Genomic DNA, 21,587 nt, shown 5'->3' with positions numbered 1-21,587 from the left:
TTAAATTGCATATACAATAGAAAAGGTGCATATTTACATATCAATGAAAATATGCACCTTTCCTCAGTAATATCATCAGGCATTCGCTTCTATTACAAAGATTTCTATGCCTCTACCAATTACTTTTTACATTATCCCCTTAAAAAGTAATGCTCTTAATATATTCATTATTCCCTACACTTGATATGCAGGTATTGGTCTCCCCTTTTCGTTCATTACGTTGCATCTTTTATACTCTCTACTTTTCCGTTAATAAAATGGATTTCTCTATTATTCCTTCAAATTCATTTAGTAGATACATAGCTATTTTTTCAACTGCAGGTGAATCCACTATTTCTTCATGTGATCCAGGGACTGAATACTTATTTACTCTACCTTTTAATAAAGGTCCCCATTCTGTAAACAACTCTTTTCCTTCCTCAGCACTAAAGTAGAGAACTTCTCCAGAGTATGGTATTAAATCATGCTCTGCCATTATATTCAGGCATTTCCTATGAGCATTGATAACTTGCTTCAAATTGATAAGATCTGCATCAGGCGGGAGTACTCCTTCCATAATTAATCGCTCTACAAGCATATCTTGTTTATGGATGAGGCCTTCTTCCTGCTCAGTAAAATCTCTAGGAATGAAATGCTCATATATATATGAGAGCATATCCTCCCTTGTTTTATGATCCTGCTCTGAAGGTACTTTTGTATCCATTAGTACCAACAACTCAACTTCCTCACCTTGACTCCTTAGTACAGTTGCGATTTCATAAGCAATCGCACCGCCTAAAGACCATCCTCCAAGACGATATGGACCTTCTGGCTGAACACGTTTTATTTCTTCGATGTAAAGTTGAATTACTTCCGGCAAAGTTAACTCGTCAATTTCTTTCTTTTCTATAAGAGGATTCTGTAAACCATAAAATGAACAATGGCTCTTAAGCAATCTTGCTAGTTGAATGTAACAGAATACATTCCCCATAAACGGATGAACGCAGAAGAAAGGTCTTTTTTCTGATTCTTGTAGTGAAACTAGCGCTGCTACTGATTTCGTCATATCATGCTTATCACGAATAAGGCATGCGATTCCTTCCACTGTTGGATTCTTAATCAATGTAGACACCTTAATCTCTTTTCCAAACTTCTCCCTAATTTTTGAAACTAATTTAATTACAAGGAGAGAGTGTCCTCCTCTATTAAAGAAATCATCATTTACATAGACATCTTCTATCTGTAACACATCCTGCCAGATTTTAATCAACTGATATTCAATTTCATCCCTTGGAATGATTGGTGTAGAGAAGTTATTTTCTCTATGAATAGTTAAATTGTTCAATGCCTTTCGATCAACTTTGCCATTCGTTGTAAGAGGAATCTCGTCTACCTTAATAAAGTGTGCGGGAACCATATAATTTGGTACTTGTGTCTTGAGATACTCACGCCACTCATGCATACTACCATCTCCAACTACATAAGCAACCAATCTCTGCTCTCCTAATTTATCCTCTGTTGCCAAAACTACTGCTTCTTTTACCAATGGATGCCTCTCTATACTCGCTTCAATCTCTTCAAGTTCAATACGAAAGCCCCTAATTTTCACTTGATTATCAATTCTTCTCAAGTAATCTAAATTACCATCAGGTAAATAACGAACCAAATCTCCCGTACGATATAAACGCTCTTCTTCATTAAATGGATGACAGATGAATCGCTCTGCTGTTAATTCTGGGCGATTCAAGTATTCTCTCGCTATACCTGCACCCCCAATATATAGCTCACCTGTTACACCAACTGGAACAGGTAACAAATTTTTATCCAATACATAAGTTTGAACGTTCGGCAATGGACGTCCAATTGTTACTCTCTTACTATCTTTTTTGATATGATAGCATGTTGCATCAACTGTACATTCTGTAGGACCGTATACGTTATAAAAATCAATCTTTTCAGTCTCTACTAGCTGTTCCCATAATGACGGCATGATTGCTTCACCACCGACCAATATCTTGCTTGGTACATGAACATCAGCACTTATTTCTAGCAATCCTCCATCTATTAGTAATTGAAGTAATGAAGGTGTCATATCAAACATTTCCAATTTATTCTCCCTAATATAGGACACAAATTGTTCTGGATTAGTGCGAACTTCACTTGGAATAATATATAAACTTGAACCATAAAGCAGCATTTGTAATTGCTGAATAGATACATCAAAGGCAATTGATGCATTCAAACCAACGCGCATATTACTAGGTATCTCATGTGAGAAAACTTCTTTTTGTAAACCATATGATAGGTTTATTACAGAATGGTGCTGTACTAAAGCTCCCTTTGGATTCCCTGTCGAACCAGAAGTGTAGATAACATACGCTAAGTTTTCCCCTGTTACCTCACATATTGGTGAAAGTTTGCTTTCTTGAGAAAGCATTGCTTGGTCCCTATCTAGGCAAACTGTCTTAATGTCTTTAGGAATCCAGCCTAGTAATACTTCATTTGTAACTAACACTTTAATTCCTGTGTCTTCTAAAATATATTGTAGGCGGCTTTCCGGATTCGATGGATCTAATGGAACATAGGCTGCTCCAGCCTTCCAAATTCCCATGAGACCAACAACCATCTCAACTGAACGCTCAAAGCAGAGGCCAACTAATGACTCTGTCCCAATTCCACATTTCTGTAAATGATGGGCTAATTGATTAGCTCTTTCATTCAGCTCTCGATATGTTAGTTGCTGTTTTTCATCTACCACTGCCAACGCGTCAGGCGTACGATTTACTTGCTCTTCGAATAGTTGATGAATTGCATTCTCACGTGGATAGGATATAGTATTATTATTCCATTCTTCCAATAGCTTTCTTTGTTCAGCTTCCGTAATATATACTAGCTCCGATAGATTTTGATCAAGTTTTTGAGCATTTGCATTAACACTTTGTGTAAATGACCCAGCATTCGTTCAATGGTTACTCTATTAAACTTACTACGGTCATACATTAACTTTAACGATAACTGGATTCCTGGAACTACAGCTAACCCTAATGGGTAGTGGGTTTGTTCTACCCCTTCCAATTCACCAATTTCCAGATTTTCTGAAGACTCCTCTTTCACTGGATAATTTTCAAACACATATAAACTATTGAACAGCGGTATTCCTCTAGGAACTTCACTCCACCCCTGAATCTCTGTCAAAGAAGCATACTCATATTGTCTTCTTTCTATCTCTTCCTCTTGTATCTTCTGCAACCAATCTATTAATTTTATATCATCCATCAATTGAATTCGCGTCGGTGACGTTGTAATGAAAGGACCTACGATGTTTTCAACATCAATAATCTCCGTAGAACGCCCTGAGCTTGTTACACCAAAAACAATGTCATTTTCTCCACTATATCGGCTCATGAGATATGCCCATGCACCTTGAATTACTGTACTCAAAGTAAGTTTATTGCGTTTCGCCCATCCTTGTAACGCTTGAGTCTGCTCTTCTGATAAATACGTAACCTTCTCTGTGTAACCTTTTTCTTCCTCTTTACTTTCTAAGCCCAGCAAAGTTGGCGCAGTAAAACCTTTTAGCTTCTCTCTCCAGAATTGTTCCGCCTGCTCCTTATCTTGCTCTCTTAACCATTGGATATATTTCTTATATGGTGAGGACTTAGGTAACTTCACAGCTTCTCCATTCATTCTCTTCTGATAGACTGTAAGTAATTCATTAAATACTAATGGTAAACTCCATCCATCCAGTAAAATATGGTGATGGGTCCAAACAATCCGATATTCTTCCTCACCTTCTTGAATGACTGTTACCCGCATCAATGGTGCTTCATCAAATTGGAAGGCTTGTTTTCGATCTAATGCCAAAAAGACTTTTCTTTTTTCCTCTATCTCTTCACTTGTCATTGTACGCCAGTCTTCTTTATTCACTTTAAATGGGATATTTTCATACACCACTTGTACAGGTTCTTCAATTTCGTCCCATACAAATCCTGTACGAAAAATTTCATGCCGCTGAATTACAGATTTCCACGCCTGCTCAAATGTAGGAATATTCATTTTTCCTCGAATCATAAAACTCAATTGCACTATATACGGCGCAACATGTTCATCCCCTTGGTCATGCAATGTGTGGAAAATCATACCTTCTTGCAAAGGTGATAGTGGATATAAATCAGTAATCTGATTGTTCTTTCCGCGATGCATTTTGTTTAGTACATTTGTCAAACCTTCTTGGCTAAGATTAGCCATTGCAAAATCCGAAATGGTCAGTGCAGATTCTCTATCTGAAAATTGAATCAATGTACTCAGTTGATATAGCATATTCTGTGCAATACTTTGAATCGTTGATTTGGCAAATTGTCCAACATTGTATACCCAAGTGAACTGAAGTTTTCCATCCGTTACAACCCCAATTACATCAATTACATGCGATCGCTTGGAACCGGCAGCATGATCTAAACGCTTAAATTCGTTCTCCGGAATAAACATTGCATCGCTAGAAAACATTTGGTCAAATTGTCCAAGATAGTTAAAACTAATAGACGGTGTATATTGGGAGCTTAATTGCTCACACATTGTTGCGTTCATGTAACGCAACACCCCATAATCAACACCCTTATTAGGAATTTTGCGAACTTGTTCTTTAACTGCTTTTAATGCTTCAATTGGCGTATTAGCACTAGTAATATTTAAATGAACTGGGTAAATACTTGTAAACCATCCCACAGTTCTCGATAAATCAACATCTTCAATAATCTCTTCTCGACCATGTCCCTCTAAATCTACGCTCAATATCGGCTGCCCCGTACATGCTGCCGTAGCTTGTACTAATGCTGCTAATAATACTTCATTGATTTGGACACGGTGAGTGCTTAAAGTCTCTTGCAATAACATACGGGTCTCATTCTCATTTAACACCACAGTAATTTCCTCAGTTACTGCGCTTACTGGATTACTTATAGTACCATCTACCGGCAATTTAACTACGTCTTGTTCAGCCTGCTCCTCCCAGTAATGTAGCACTTCTTTTGATAGGCCCGTTTCAGCGTAATGATGTAATTTCTCCGACCATTCTTTAAAAGATGTACTCTTCATAGGTAATTGAATTTTCTGCCCTTGGACTACTTGCGTATATGCTGTTTGCAAATCTTCCAATAAAATTCGCCAAGAAACACCATCCACGGCTAAATGATGAATTGTCCAAAATAATCGGCCAGCGTGCTCACCTTCATCAAAATACACCATTCTCATTAGCGGACCATCATATAAATTCAAACTTTCTTGTGCAACATTAATCTCTTTTTGAATAACCTGATGCCAATCAGCTTCCGGCACTTCGTCTAATGAAATGACAGTAAGCATCAATTGTTCTTCTATTCCTTCATTCCACTGTTTCCAAACCCCATTAGATAAACGTTCATATCTTAAACGCAGAGCATCATGATGAAGTAGAAGGTTACCTGCCGCCTTTTCCAGTGATCCTATGTCCAATTTCTCTTTCGTTCTAAAGAACATGGATTGATTCCAATGATGTGGGTTAGGATGATTTTGTGCAAAAAACCTTTGCTGAATAGGTGTAAGTATCGTCTCTCCAGTTATAATTCCCTGTTCAGCTTGTACACCTTGTTCTTCTTTGACTACTTGCGCCAACTCAGCAATCGTTTGGTGTTCAAATATTTGTTTTGGTGTCAATTGTAAACCAACTTGCTTCGCGCGCGAGACAATCTGAATGCTAAGAATTGAATCTCCACCAATTTCAAAGAAGTTATCATTCATACCAATACGTTTTGAACCTAGCACACGTTCCCAAATGATAGAAAGCTTATGTTCACGTTCATTTCTTGGGGCCACGTATCCTTCTTTTGTTCCTTGATAATCTGGTATAGGTAACGATTTCCGATCAACCTTTCCATTTATGGTTAGCGGTAATTCTTTCATTTCGACAAAGTAGGAAGGTATCATATGGATTGGCAGTTTTGTTTTAAGGTACTCTCGCCATTCTTCTAAACTGCCTTCGCCCACTACATAAGCTACCAGCCTCTTATCTCCCGACTGATTTTCCCTAACCATTACAACTGCCTCTTTTACTAAGTAATGCTCCTGTAAGGTCGACTCAATCTCTCCAAGTTCAATTCGAAATCCTCTAATCTTCACTTGATTATCCATTCTTCCTAAGTAGTCTATATTACCATCAGGAAGATATCTCACAAGATCACCTGTTCTATATAACCTCTCGCCTTCTTTGAATGGATGAGAAATAAATCGTTCGGATGTTAACTCTGGACGATTCAAGTACCCCCTTGCTAGACCTGCTCCTCCGATATAAAGTTCCCCCATCACACCAACTGGAACTGGCAACCTATTTCTATCTAATACATAAGTTTGGATGTTAGGCAATGGACGCCCAATTGTTACTCTCTTACTATCTTTTTTAATATGATAGCATGTTGCATCAACCGTACATTCTGTAGGACCATATACATTATAAAACTGTATTTTATCAGTCTCTACTAGCTGTTCCCATAATGACGGCATAATCGCTTCGCCGCCAACCAATACCTTACTTGGAACATGAACACCATCGTACGTTTCTAACAATCCGGCATCTATAAGTAATTGAAGCATTGAAGGCGTTATATCAAAGATTGCTAACTTGTTCTCCCTAATATAAGCTACAAACTGTTCCGGATCACTTCGTACTTCATTCGGAATAATATACAAACTTGAACCATAAAGCAGCATTTGTAATTGCTGAATAGATGCATCAAAGGCAATTGACGCATTTAAACCGACATGCATGTTAGATGGTATCTCATGTTCGAAAACCTCTTTTTGTAAACCATGCGACAAGTTTAGTACAGAATGATGCTGTATCAAGACACCCTTTGGATTCCCCGTCGATCCCGAAGTATAGATAACATACGCTAGGTTTTCTCCTGTTACTTCACATTTTGGTAAAAAAATGCTTTCTTTTGAAATCATTGCCTGATCCCTATCTAGACAAACTGCCTTGACTTCTTTGGGTATCCAACCTTCCAATGACTCATTCGTAACTAATACTTGAATTTCAGTGTCCTCCAAAATATATCGTAGGCGACTTTCTGGATATGATGGGTCCAATGGAACATATGCTGCTCCAGCCTTCCAGATCCCCATAATACTAACAATCATCTCAACTGAACGCTCAAAGCAAATTCCAACTAATGATTCAGTCCCAATCCCACATTGCTGAAGATAGTGGGCCAATTGATTAGCTTTTTCATTCAGCTCTCGATATGTTAACTGCTGTTTTTCATCTACCACTGCTACCGCATCAGGTGTACGATTTACTTGCTCTTCAAACAGCTGATGAATCGTACTTTCCTGTGGATATGCTACAGCACCATTATTCCACTCTTCCAACTGTTTTTGCTGTAATCCTGATAATATAGGCAACTTAGCTAATGATTTATCAGGATTCTCCACGATTACATTCAACCAGTTCCCAAAATGTTCAGCCATGGATTCAATAGTTAAGCTGTCAAATAAATCAGTTCTATAAACAAAAGTAAGTAATAAACCCTCTTCCACTTCTGCAGCAGTTAAACTTAAATCAAACTTAGCGATCGGAGCATTACTTTCCATTACTTCTATATTTCTTCCATGTAGTTCTGGTAGCTTCTGTCCCGTATTTTGCAAAGTAAACATGGTTTGGAAAATCGGAGAATGACTTGTATTTCGTTCAGGTTGGATAACCTCTACAATTTTCTCAAACGGAACATCTTGATACTCATACGCCTTCAATGCTTTTATCCGTACTTGAGATAACAACTCTTGAAATGCCGGTGCATTACTTAAATCAGCTCGATAAACCAAGGTGTTGACAAAGAAACCAATTAGCCCCTCAATTTCTCGATAATTTCGATTTGCAATTGGGCTGCCAACAATAATATCCGTTTGTCCCGTATAACGAGCAAGGAAACTTTGATACGATGCCAATAAGGTCATGAAAAGTGTGGCCCCTTCTTGACGACTTAGTTCATTTAATTTATCCAGTAATGAGCGTGACAACAAAACATTATGAGTTAATCCATGGTGGGTTTGCACTGGCGGACGCGGACGATCCATTGGCAACATTAAGACTGGTAACTCACCAGATAATTCTTCCTTCCAATATGCAAGTTGTTGATATAGTACTTCATCTTTCAACCAGTCTCTTTGCCACTGAGCAAAATCGGCATATTGAACTGGTAGTGGTTCCAGCTCTGCTTGTTTTTCACCAATCGCATTCTCATAAAATGCCATCCATTCTTGAAGCAAGATTTCCATCGACCACCCATCCGAGATAATATGATGCATATTACACAGAAGAATCCATTCTTCTTCTGAAATTCTTATGAGTTTCCCACGGAATAACGGCCCTTGTTCTAAATCAAATGGAGATTCGACTTCAGTTTGAATCCATTGCTCCAACTTTCTTTCTCGCTCCTCTAATGAAAGCTTAGTTAAGTCCATTTGTAGAAGCGGACGGAAAACGTACGGTTGAATCTGCTGCACAGGATGGCCATCCTCTTCATAAAATACAGTCCGCAAAGATTCATGACGCTCTATCAACTGATTCCATCCCAACTCCAATGCCTCAGGTAACCAATTCCCTGTAAGCCGGCATACCATCGGCATATTATAAAGTGCACTATTAGGTGCAAATTGATCAATAAACCATAAGCGCTGTTGGGCATAAGACAGTGGAATATTTCCCCCTCGTTCCATCGGCATCAATGGTGGAATTTCTCGTTTTTCACTCCCCTTACGTAACTGATCTATTCGTTTCGATAATGCCTCGACCGTTGAATATTCGAACAGTTCACGTACTGGCAATTTGATTTGAAAGACTTCCTGTAAGCGTGAGACCACTTGTGTAGCAAGTAGAGAGTGACCACCGAGCTCAAAGAAAGAATCCTGAACATCAATGTCTCTTATTCCTAGCACTTGACTCCACACTGAAGCAATAAGTTCTTCCAGCGGAGTTCTTGGGTATACAGTATTTTCAGCGAATTGTTCACTAAGTATAGGCAATGCCTTCAAATCAAGTTTTCCATTCGGTGTAAGTGGTAAAAATTCCATCTCAATAAAGTTTGTTGGAACCATGTAATTAGGTAAATGTGTTTGTAGATGTTCTCGCCATCCATGGACACTTCCTTTACCAACTACATAAGCTACTAATCTCTTATCACCTTGATTATCCTCTCGCACCAATACAACAGCTTCTTTCACAGAAGAATGCGCCTGCAAAACAGCTTCTATTTCTCCCAATTCAATCCGGAAACCACGAATTTTTACTTGGTCATCTATACGTCCATGGAACTGGAGATTACCATCAGAAAGATAACTTGCTTTGTCTCCTGTATAATAGAGACGTTCTCCTGACTTGAAAGGATGTGGAATAAATTTTTCCTTTGTAAGATCCGGACGATTAGCATATCCACGTGCAAGACTCTTCCCTCCGATATAGAGATCTCCAATTACACCAATTGGTACTAGCTGAAGATGAGAATCTAACACATAAACTTCTGTATTCGCAATCGGTCGACCAATCGATGGCGTACCTGTTGTCACTCCTACAGGTACATAACAATCTGTGGTAACAACGGTATTTTCCGATGGACCATACTGATTAATTACCGCAAAAGGAATATCGTTAGATGGATACTGCGTTAATTGATCCCCACCAGTAATGATAAAACGAAGATCCGTTTTATCTGGCCAAGATAATTTCAAGAGTCTTTCCAGAATAGGCGTAGGTGCAAAGCTAGCTGTTATTCGTGAATCAATGAGCCAGTCCCTTAGTGCTTCTGGATTAATTCTCAGTTCCTCTGTTGACAAGTAGAGTGCTGCGCCAGCAGTTAGATACGGCCAGATCTCCTGAACAGCCGAATCAAAAGCAACCCCTGCAATCTGAGTCGCACGATCCTCTGCTGAAATATGATAAACTTCCTGATGCCAAGAAACCATATTCATTAATGAGCGATATTCAACCATGACACCCTTCGGTTTTCCTGTAGAACCAGAGGTATAAACAATATAGGCTAAGTTCTCTGGATTTATTTGACGTGTAGGTGCGATTACGCTTTCCACCGTTAATTCTTCTAACCTCACCATTTCGACGTGTGCGAAATGTCCTTCTTGTCCTTCCGCCGTCACTACAAATTGAATTCCTGCATCTTCAATCATGTATTCTAACCTTGATTTTGGATACAACGGATCTAAAACGACATAAGCTCCACCAGCTTTTAAAATGCCTAGTAAACTTACCATCAGCTCAGCTGACCTCGGAAGATAAACCCCTACCACTGACTCTGGGGCTACTCCCTTTCGCTGTAAAACATTTGCCAACTGATTTGCTTGTGTATCCAATTCACCATAAGTCCACTGTTTTGTTTGATCAACTATCGCAATCGCATCAGGACGCCTTGCTACTTGCTCCTCAACTTTGTCGCAAATAAGACCCTGATGAGACATTTCCATTACAGTGTCATTCCATGTTTCTAATAACAAAGTACGCTCGGTTTCTGATAGCATGCTCAGGTCATGCAACGGATTTTGTGGGCGATGAGAAACTTCATGTAGCCATTTCTCAAAGTGTCCTGCCATCCGTTCAATAGTAGTAGCATTGAATAAATCCTTATTGTACTCAAAAGTAAAAAGTAATCCCTCTTCCGTCTCAACTGCCATTACACTTAAATCAAACTTTGCAATTGGACTATGGCTTTCTATCATTTCAATACTTCTACTCGATAACACCGGTAACTCTTGTTTCATATTTTGCAAGATGAACATAGTCTGGAAGATTGGCGAATGACTTGTACTTCGCTCCGGTTGCACAACTTCTACAATTTTTTCAAATGGAATATCTTGATATTCATACGCCTTCAATGCCTTTTGACGAACCTGATACAGTACATCTTGAAATGTCGGTCTACCACTCAAATTAGCTCGATAAACTAGCGTGTTAACGAAGAAACCAATTAGTCCTTCAATTTCTCTATAATTCCGATTCGCAATTGGGCTTCCGACCAGAATATCTTCTTGTCCCGTATAACGAGATAGAAAACTTTGATATGCAGCTAAAAGCGTCATGAAGAGCGTAGCCCCTTCTTTTCGACTAAGTTCATGCAATTTATCATGTAGCGTGCTTGGCAGAACCAGAGTGTATGTCGACCCGTGATGAGTTTGTATTGCGGGACGCGGGCGATCCACAGGAAGTTGGAGTACAGGAAGCTCCCCAGACAATTCTTCCCTCCAATATTGGAGTTGTTGATCAAGCACCTCCTCCTTTAGCCATCCTTTTTGCCACTGAGCAAAGTCGGCATATTGAACCGGTAATGGTTCAAGTTCCGCTACCTTTCCATTCGTTGCTTTCTCATAAAATGCCATCCATTCTTCAAGTAGGATTCCCATTGACCATCCATCTGAAATGATATGATGTAGAGTACAAAGGAGTATCCATTCTTCCTCTCCCACGTGCAAAATACTTGTCCTGATTAATGGACCCTCTGTTAAATCAAATGGCACTTCTGTTTCTTGTTGAATTAAACGTTTAACTTCTTCTTCTTGATCTTCAGAAGAAAGCATAGTTAAATCCGTTTTCGGAATTGATTGAAAAGCATACGGTTCAATTTGCTGTACGGGTTGACCATTCACTTCTTGAAAGACCGTCCGCAGTGATTCATGACGTTCTATTAGTTGATTCCATCCCGTTTCCAATGCTTCAAGTAGCCAATTCCCTGTAAGACGGCATACCATTGGCATATTGTAAAGGGCACTATTAGGTGTAAATTGATCAATAAACCATAAACGTTGTTGGGCATAAGATAGTGGAATAGCTTCTCCTCGTTTCATTGGTATTAGTGGCGGAATCTCTCGTTTTTTATCTCCTTTACGTAACTGTTCTAATCGCTTTGCCAGTGACTCCACCGTTGTATATTCAAATAGTTCACGTACTGGTAATTCGATTTGAAAAATTCCCTGTAAACGTGACACTACTTGAGTAGCTAGTAGTGAATGACCACCGATTTCAAAAAAGGAATCCTGAACACTAATATTTTTTATTCCTAACACTTGGCTCCAAACGGAAACGATGAGCTCCTCCACTGGTGTTCGTGATGAAGTAATATCTTCACTTATGAACTGTTCTTCTAATTCCAATAATGCTTTCCGATTCACTTTACCATTTGGAGTAAGTGGCATACCTTCAATTTGGAAAAAGTATGCCGGAACCATATAATGTGGTAATTGCTTCTTGAGATATTCACGCCACTCCCCAGTATCCCCTTCACCCACTACATAAGCTACTAACTGCTTATCTCCTGGTCGATCTTCCTTCACCAACACGACTGCCTCTTTTACAGATGAGTGATCATGTAAAGCTGCTTCTATTTCTCCCAATTCAATTCGGAATCCTCTAATTTTAACTTGGTTATCTATTCTTCCAATATATTCTAAGTTACGATCATTTATATATCTAACCAAGTCACCCGTTCGATATAATCGTTCCCCGTCCTTAAAGGGATGCGGAATAAAACGTTCAGTAGTTAAATCCGGTCGATTGAAGTAGCCACGTGCTAATCCTACTCCTCCAAGGTAAAGTTCCCCTGCCACACCAATCGGGACCACTTGTTGATATTGGTCTAACACATACAACTCTGTATTATCAATCGGACGACCAATCGGAATAAGCATTGGTTCTTTTTCTAAATCACAATCGTAATAAGTCACATCCACAGTTGCTTCAGTAGGACCATACAAGTTAATTAACTTTGTTTGCTGAGCATTGTAAAAGATCCCCTTAAACCGGCGAACCTGTTCAGTGTTTAACGCTTCTCCACTAGTAAAAACTTGAATTAAAGACGATACATCCCTTTTCGAATTATATAATTCCATATAATCTAAGAAAGTAGATAACATCGACGGAACAAAATGCATGGTGGACACACGGTATCGTTCAATATACTCCTCAATCACCGCAGGATCTTTCTCTCCTCCTGGTGGAAGTAAACAAACACGTGCTCCTACAAATGACCACCAAAATAATTCCCAGACAGAAACATCAAACGAAAACGGTGTCTTTTGTAGGATTGTATCCTCCTCAGACAATGGGTATTTTTTCTGCATCCACTGTAGGCGGTTGATAACGGAATGATGTTCAATCATTACCCCCTTTGGATTTCCTGTCGAACCCGAAGTGTATATAATATAGGCTAAGTTATTTGCTGTTACTCCACTTACCGGAGCTAAATTACTCTCTTTAGAAATCATCACTTGATCCCGGTCTAAACAAATTGCTTGAATATCTTTAGGTAACCAGTCCTGTAGTGCCTCTTTTGTTAACAGCACTTGAATTTGTGAATTCTCCAAAATATATCTCAGGCGGTTTTCAGGATAACTTGGGTCCAGTGGGACATAAGCCCCACCTGCCTTCAAAATCCCAAAGAGACCGATAATCATATCAGGAGAACGTTCAATACATATACCAACCAATGATTCAGGTCCGATACCTCGTTTTTGTAGAAAATGTGCCAATTGATTCGATTTTTCATTTAGTTCTTGATACGTTAGCTTTCCACCTTCATAAACTACCGCCACTGCGTCAGGTGTCCGTGCAACTTGCTGCTCAAATAGCTCATGAATCATACAATCATGACCATAAACTACGTCCGTATCATTCCATTCTTCTAGGAGTTGTTTTTGCTCAGTATCCGATAACATTGACAGCTTTGTATATGATTCATCTGGATGATACGTGATTTCGTTTAGCCAGTTCTCAAAATGTCCTGCCATACGTGCAATGGTACTACTATCAAATAAATCCGTGTTGTATTCAAATGAGACGAATAGACCTTCTTCCACTTCATAGGCAGTTAAGCTCAAATCAAATTTAGCAATAGACATATTACTTTCTACCATTTCAATACTTCTATCAGGCAAATCTAGTCGTTCTTGTTTTATATTCTGTAGCGTAAACATGGTCTGAAATATAGGGGAATGACTCATGCTTCGTTCAGGTTGCACAGCTTCTACCACTTTTTCAAATGGTATATCTTGATATTCGTAAGCTTTTAACGCCTTTTTCTTTGTTTGGTTCAAAATCTCCCGAAAAGTAGGGGTGCCACTCAAATCTGATCGATAAACCAACGTATTAACAAAGAAACCAATTAATCCTTCTACTCCCTTATGGTTCCGATTTGCAATCGGGCTACCAACTAGAATATCTTTTTGTCCCGTATAACGAGCGAGAAAGCTCTGGTATGCGGCCATTAAAGTCATAAATAAAGTGGACCCTTCTTGTCGACTTATATCCTTCAATTGACTGAGCAATTTATAAGGAAAAATCACGTGATGCGCAGCCCCAGAGTAAGTCTGCTTAACCGGTCGAGGTCGATCCACTGGCAGTTGTAAAATAGGAAGCTCACCAGACAATTCTTCCTGCCAATACGTAAGCTGACGATTTAGCACATCACCTTGCAACCACTCCTTTTGCCACTTCGCAAAGTCTGCATATTGAATAGATAATGAACTTAATTTAGCAGGATTTCCGCCTGTTTCTTCTTCATAGAAAGCAAGGCATTCATTCATGAATATACCAATGGACCAAGCATCAGAAATAATATGATGCATCGTACACAGTAATAACCATTCATCCTTCTCTAATTGAACAAGCTGATTACGAATTAAAGGACCATTCATTAAATCAAATGGTTCTTGCGCTTCTCTCGCAATTAAACTATCTACCTCTTTTTCTTTTACTTCTAGAGGAAGTTGAGAGTAATCCCTTACAGGTAATGCTCTAGGAAGGAATTCGACAATTTGTTGCACAGGCTGTTCTCCTATTTCTTTAAAAACAGTTCGTAATGATTCATGACGTTCAATGAGTCGATTGAATCCCTTCTCTAATGCTTCAGGTATCCAATTTCCTTTTAGATGCCATACTGTTGGAATATTATATAAAGAACTGTTTGGGTTAAATCTGTCCATAAACCACAAACGTTGTTGTGCATAAGACAACGGGAGTGCTTCTTTATTCTCCTTTTTTTGCATTTGCTTCTGAAGCCATGCTCTCTTCTCAGGAGAAAGTGAACTCAGCTTTGCAAGTAAATCACTTCTCATTTTTTTACCCCTTCCTCAATCAAATTACTCTCGAATATCCCATGTGCTTCTTCCTCTGATAGCTCTTCTAATTGCTTAAGCAGTTCTAATAATTCTTCATCATTACTCACTTCTGCTTCTTTTTGAATATAGTCTTGAAGACTTACATTCTCCTTACTATCATTCTGCATTTCTTGATTTTTGTTATAGAGCAATTGATCAATCTGTTCTGCCAATTGCTGCACCGTATGAAATATAAATAAATCATGCAATGGTATCTCGATTCCAAAAGCCTCTTTAAGATTGGAAACAGCTTGCGTAGCAAGTAATGAATGTCCACCAATTTCAAAAAACGAATCTTGAATTCCGATGTTTTCCATGCCTAAAACTTCATGCCATATCGAAACAATTGTTTTTTCCGTAGACGTACGAGGAGCAATATAACAACTTGCTATCTCCTGCTTCTCTGGTGCTGGTAAAGCCTTCCTATCAATTTTCCCATTAGGAGTAAGTGGAAATGCATTTAATCCAACAAAATAGGATGGAATCATATAGTTTGGTAGTTGTTCCTTGAGATAATCACGCCACTTTTGAGCATCCCCGTCTCCTACAACATAGGCAATCAAACGTGGATCGCCAGGATAATCTTCCCGCACCATCACAATAGCTTCGTTAACTAATGTATGCTTTTGTAATACCGCTTCGATTTCTCCTAGTTCAATCCGGAACCCACGAATTTTCACCTGATGATCAATTCGTCCAACATACTCCAAATTTCCATCCGGCAAATACCTTACTAGATCTCCAGTCCGGTATACTCGCTCGTCTTCTTTAAACGGATGCGTTATAAATCGATTTTTCGTTAAGTCAGGGCGTTTTAAATATCCACGTGCTAACCCTGATCCACCAATGTACAACTCACCAACTACACCAATTGGAACCATTTTTTGTTCAGCACTCAATACATATACTTCTGTATTGAAGATTGGTTTACCAATTGGTGGTACCCTATGCATGACACCCTTTTCTAATTCCATATACGTGGAATACGTAGTATCTTCAGACGGTCCATATAAGTTGAACACCTTCTCAATCGTACTTCTCTCGTATAAATCTTGAACAAGCGGATATGGTAACGGTTCTCCAGCCAAATTCATTACCTTTACTGAAGAAGGAATTGTTTTTGCTCGAACCAGTTCCTTTGCTGCCGATGGCACAGTATTAACCAAAGTCACACCTTTGGTAGACAACTTGTCTAGATGTAGAGCATTTTCAGCGACAATCACCTTACCACCCATCGTTAAGGGAACAAATACTTCAAAAACAGATAAATCAAAAGATAGTGAAGTTGAAGCTAATACTCCCGCTAATTCCTTTCGAGAATACGTATGATGCGCCCAATGAATCATTGTTACTGTATTCCTGTGCTCAATCATTACTCCCTTTGGATTTCCCGTGGAACCTGAAGTATAGATAATATAGGCTAAGTTATCACCCGTCACTTCACTCGTGCATACCGTAGTAACTTCTTGTTCTATTTCTACTCGATTACGATCAATACAAATAACGTTAACGAATGTAGGTATAACCATTTTTTGTTGTAACTTTTCCTGTGTCACCAGTACCTTTATTTGAGCATCTTCTAAAATGTACTGCAGTCGACTTTCCGGATACGCTGGATCAATTGGGACATATGCTCCTCCCGCCTTCATAATTCCTAAGAGACCGACAATCATCTCGGATGAACGTGTAACGCAAATCCCAACCAATGTTTCGCGTGTTACACCATTTTTTTGTAAATAATGTGCCAACTGATTCGAGCGTTCGTCCAACTCTCGATATGTTAGTTCTTCATCTTCGCACACTACTGCAATTGCTTCTGGTGTTTTTTCCACTTGTTCTTCAAACATTGTATGAATCGTACTATCTTCTATATCTATAACGGCTGATTCATTCCATTCCTCTAGTAGTTGCTTATATTCCACTTTCGATAACATATTCAATTCTGATAATAAACATTTTGGATAAGAGGCAATTTGATTTAACCAATGTTCAAAATGATTTACCATACGTTTAATGGTTGTATCATTAAACAAATCAGTATTATATTCAAAGGTTAGTGATAATCCTTCTTCCGTCTCAGAAGCAAATAAACTCAAATCAAATTTGGCAACAGAAACATAGCTTTCCATGAGTTCCATTTGTCTTTCGGATAGCTGAAGAAACTCTTGTTTCGTATTCTGTAAAGTAAACATAGTTTGGAATATTGGTGAATGACTTGTATTCCGTTCAGGTTTTACGGATTCTACCACTTTCTCAAATGGGATGTCCTGATACTCGTATGCTTTTAGTGCTTTTTTTCTTATCTGCGACAATAGTTCTTGGAACGTCGGATTTCCACTGAAATCAGCTCGATAAACTAACGTATTTGCAAAGAATCCTATTAATCCCTCAATCTCTTTCACATTTCGATTAGCGATGGGGCTTCCAACTATAATGTCGTCCTGTCCTGTATAACGAGAAAGGAAGCTTTGATACGCTGCCATCAAGGTCATAAATAAAGTGCATCCTTCTTGCAAACTTAAATCTTTGAGCTTTTCCTGTAAGGAATTCGCCACTATTAAGGACTGACTTGCACCACGATGGGTTTGAACTGCAGGTCGAGGACGATCCATCGGTAATTGTAAAACCGGTAGTTCCCCAGATAATTCTTCCTTCCAATATTGAAGATGCTGATTCAAACTCTCCTCTTTTTGCCATTCCTTCTGCCACATGACAAAATCTGCATATTGGATAGATAACTCCTTCAATTCCACTGTTTTTCCGGTTAGTGCTCCTTCATAAAAAGCCATCCATTCTTCAAGTAAGATTCCCATTGACCATCCATCTGAAATAATATGATGCATCGTACAAATGAGAACCCATTCTTCCCTGTCCACTTTCAATATTCGTGTTCGAATCAGAGGACCTTGTCCAAAATGAAATGGTTCCTCCGCCTCGTTTTGAATAAGGCGTTTCATTTCTCTTTCCCTATCTTCCAAAGAAAGATCTGTTAGATTCGTTTGAGGAATATGCCTGAACACATGAGATTGAACCTGTTGAAAAGGTTCACCCTCTTGTTCTAGAATTGTCGTCCTTAATGATTCATGACGCTCCAACAATTGATTCCATCCGACCTCCAATGCTTCAATTGACCATTTACCTGTTAAGCGACACGCTGCATGAATATTGTACATAGCACTATTTGGCATTAATTGATCAATAAACCATAGACGTTTCTGCGCATAGGAAAGTGGGATAACTTCTTCTCGTTTCATAGGTACAAGAGGAGCAACCTCTCGTTTTTTATCTTCTTTTCGTAACTGATCCACTCGTTTCGCCAATGCTTCCACTGTATCGTGCTTGAAAAGTTCACGTAATGGAATTTTAATTTGGAACATTTCTTGCAATCGAGAGACAATTTGAGTAGCAAGTAGTGAGTGCCCACCACGTTCAAAGAAGGAATCCTGAATGCCAATATTTTCTGTTCCTAACACTTGACTCCAAACCGAGGCAATAAGCTCTTCCGATGGCGTCCGAGGTAGCACATTTAAATCTTCAATAGCTTGCTCATCAGGTGCTGGCAAGGCCTTTCGGTCAATTTTCCCATTTGGAGTAAGCGGGAAGTGTTCTAACTCTATAAAGTGCGCTGGAATCATATGATTCGGTAATTGTTTTTGTAAATACTCTCTCCACTCCTCAGTATTTCCATCGCTTATTACATATGCAACCAATCGTTGATCACCTGGACGATCTTCTCTAACTAATACGACAGCCTCTTTAATAAACGAACATTTTTCTAAAGTCGCTTCAATTTCTCCTAATTCAATCCTAAAACCACGCATTTTGACTTGGTGGTCCATTCTACCTATAAATTCTAAATTTCCATCAGTTAAATATCTTACTGAATCTCCTGTACGATATAGTCGTTCCCCAAATCGATATGGATGCGAAACGAATTTTTCAGCAGTAAGATTGGGACGATTTAAGTATCCACGTGCTAAACCAGCACCACCAATATATAACTCACCCTCAATTCCTATTGATTGCAAGCGTTGATTTTGGTCTAATACATATAATTGCGTGTTCTGTATTGGCTGTCCAATAGAAACAAATTCTTGATTAGGCTGAATATCAAATGCATTCACATAAATAGTGGCTTCAGTTGGTCCATAAAAGTTGGTTAATTTCACTTGTTCACTATAATTCCATTTCTGTTGAAATCGTCTAACCAACCCTGAACTTAGTTCTTCTCCACCAGAAAATACATGGCGTACGGACGAACAATTCATGTTCAATTCAATATGATTGAAGTGGTCTAAGAAAACAGATAACATCGAAGGTACAAATTGAACTATAGTAACCTGATGTTGTTTAATCACTTCAGCTATAATAGAAGGATCTTTTTCTCCACCTGGAGGTAGGAAAGATACACTTGCACCAACGTGAATGCCCCAAAACAATTCCCAAACAGAGACATCAAATGAGAATGGCGTTTTCTGCAAGACCACATCCTTTTCAGAAAGCGGATATTTATGTTGCATCCATTCTAGATAATTAATTACTGAATGATGCTCAATCATTACTCCCTTTGGATTCCCTGTAGATCCTGAAGTATACATAACATACGCTAAATTTTCTCCTGTTACACCACTTATACATGGGGTTGATTCTTCTTTTTCAATTGCAGTGTAATCTTTATTCATACAAATCGTTTCTATATTTTCAGATACAAACAAATTTTTAGAATTCTCTTCCGTCACTAGTACTTCGATTCCAGCATCCTCTAATATATATCGAAGTCGACTCTCTGGATAAGTAGGGTCAAGTGGAACATACGCTGCTCCTGATTTTAGAATACCTAATAACGCTATCATCATTTGTAATGAACGTTCCATATATACCCCAACTAGAGACTCTGGGCCTACACCATGCTTTTGTAGATAATGAGCTAGCTGATTTGCACGCTTCTCCAACTCTTTATAGGTAATTTGTTCATTTTCGTAACTAGCCGCGATTGCTTCCGGTGTTTTTTTAACTTGCTCCTCAAACATCGTATGAATCATGCCTTCAGCCGAATAATTAAATTGAGTATGATTCCATTCCTCTAGTAACTGTATCTGTTCTTCTTCTGTTAAATGAGTAATTTCAAATAGTTTTGAATCTAGGCTCTTCGTCATCTGAATTAATATTTGCAATAAGTGATTCTGAATCAGATTTATTGTTTCTTCATTAAAATAGCTTCGATCATACATCAACTTTAAAGTAATTTTCTTACCGGGCATTACAATGAGTGTTAAAGGATAATTTGTTTGTTCCGTGCTTGTAACATCTAGTAATCTTAAATCATCATTTCTCTCACCTTGAATTGGATAATTTTCAAACACATACAAGGTATGGAATAAGGAGCTATTTCGCGGAACCTCACTCCAGCCTTGAATATCTATCAACGAATTATACTCATACTGTCTTCGTTCCATTTCTTTCATTTGTATTTTACGAAGCCAATCTACTACTGATGTATTATCCGTTAATCGAATTCTGGTAGGTAATGTGTTAATAAATAGCCCCACCATATTCTCTGCTCCCATTAAATCAGTAGGACGTCCAGCGCTAGTTACGCCAAATACGACGTCACTGTCACCGCTATACCTACTCATCAAATAAGCCCATGCACCTTGTACTAACGTATTCAACGTTAATCGACTATTTCGTACCCACTCTTGTAACTTCTCAGTAAGTTTCTCAGATACTTGATAAACACACTCTCCATAGCCCTTCTCTTGTCCTTGATCCTTTCTTTCCATTGCTAATGGCGTAGGTGCATAGAACCCTTTTAATTCTTCTTTCCAAAATTCCTCTGCTTGACTTTGATCTTGTTTATTTATCCACTGGATATATTTTTTATAAGGAAGAGATTTAGGAAGAGTCAATAATTCTCCCTTTATCATCTTGAGATAAACTTCCATCACTTCACTAAAGACCAATGACACACTCCATCCATCTAGCAAAATATGATGATGTGTCCAAATAATTCTCGTTTCCTCTTTTGCTTCTTTAATCGCAGTGACTCTCATCAATGGTGCTTCATCCAATAAAAATCCTTTTCTACGATCTACATTCAAAAACTGTTGTAATTTCTTCACCCTTTCCTCATGTGGATAGGTGCTCCAATCCTCTTGATGAATAGTAAAAGGAAGACGTTGGTAAACCGCTTGTAGTGGCTTTTCTACTTCCTCCCATACAAATACTGAACGTAAAACCTCATGTCGATTAATAACATATTCCCAAGCCTTTTCAAAAGTATCTACATCCAATTGCCCCCCGAGCAAGAAACCTACTTGTACAATATAGGAAAAAGAATGTTCATCATCTTGATCGTATAAAGTATGAAACAGTATTCCTTTTTGCAAAGGTGATAAACCATATATATCAATAACGTCTCCCAT

The 21,587-nt window shown here is 38.6% G+C and carries 1 protein-coding gene and 1 pseudogene; both read right to left on the bottom strand.

Going from position 1 to position 21,587, the window contains the following annotated elements; translation table 11 throughout:
* Nucleotides 1-238: 238 nt before the first annotated feature.
* Nucleotides 239-15,120 (bottom strand): annotated as a pseudogene (locus tag HMPREF1014_RS12185) (non-ribosomal peptide synthetase).
* Nucleotides 15,117-21,587, bottom strand: coding sequence for a non-ribosomal peptide synthetase (locus HMPREF1014_RS12180; RefSeq protein ID WP_000503041.1), 6,471 nt, complete (start codon nt 21,585-21,587; stop codon nt 15,117-15,119). The pseudogene HMPREF1014_RS12185 and the gene HMPREF1014_RS12180 overlap by 4 nt, the downstream one beginning before the upstream one ends.

This window comes from Bacillus sp. 7_6_55CFAA_CT2, assembly GCF_000238655.1.
Taxonomy (GTDB): Bacteria; Bacillota; Bacilli; order Bacillales; family Bacillaceae_G; genus Bacillus_A; species Bacillus_A cereus.
This window is presented reverse-complemented; position numbering and strand designations above follow the sequence as displayed.

Excerpts from the sequence above, each read along its gene's own strand:
- HMPREF1014_RS12180 (WP_000503041.1), bottom strand. The coding sequence starts at position 21,587 with ATGGGAGACGTTATTGATATATATGGTTTATCACCTTTGCAAAAAGGA.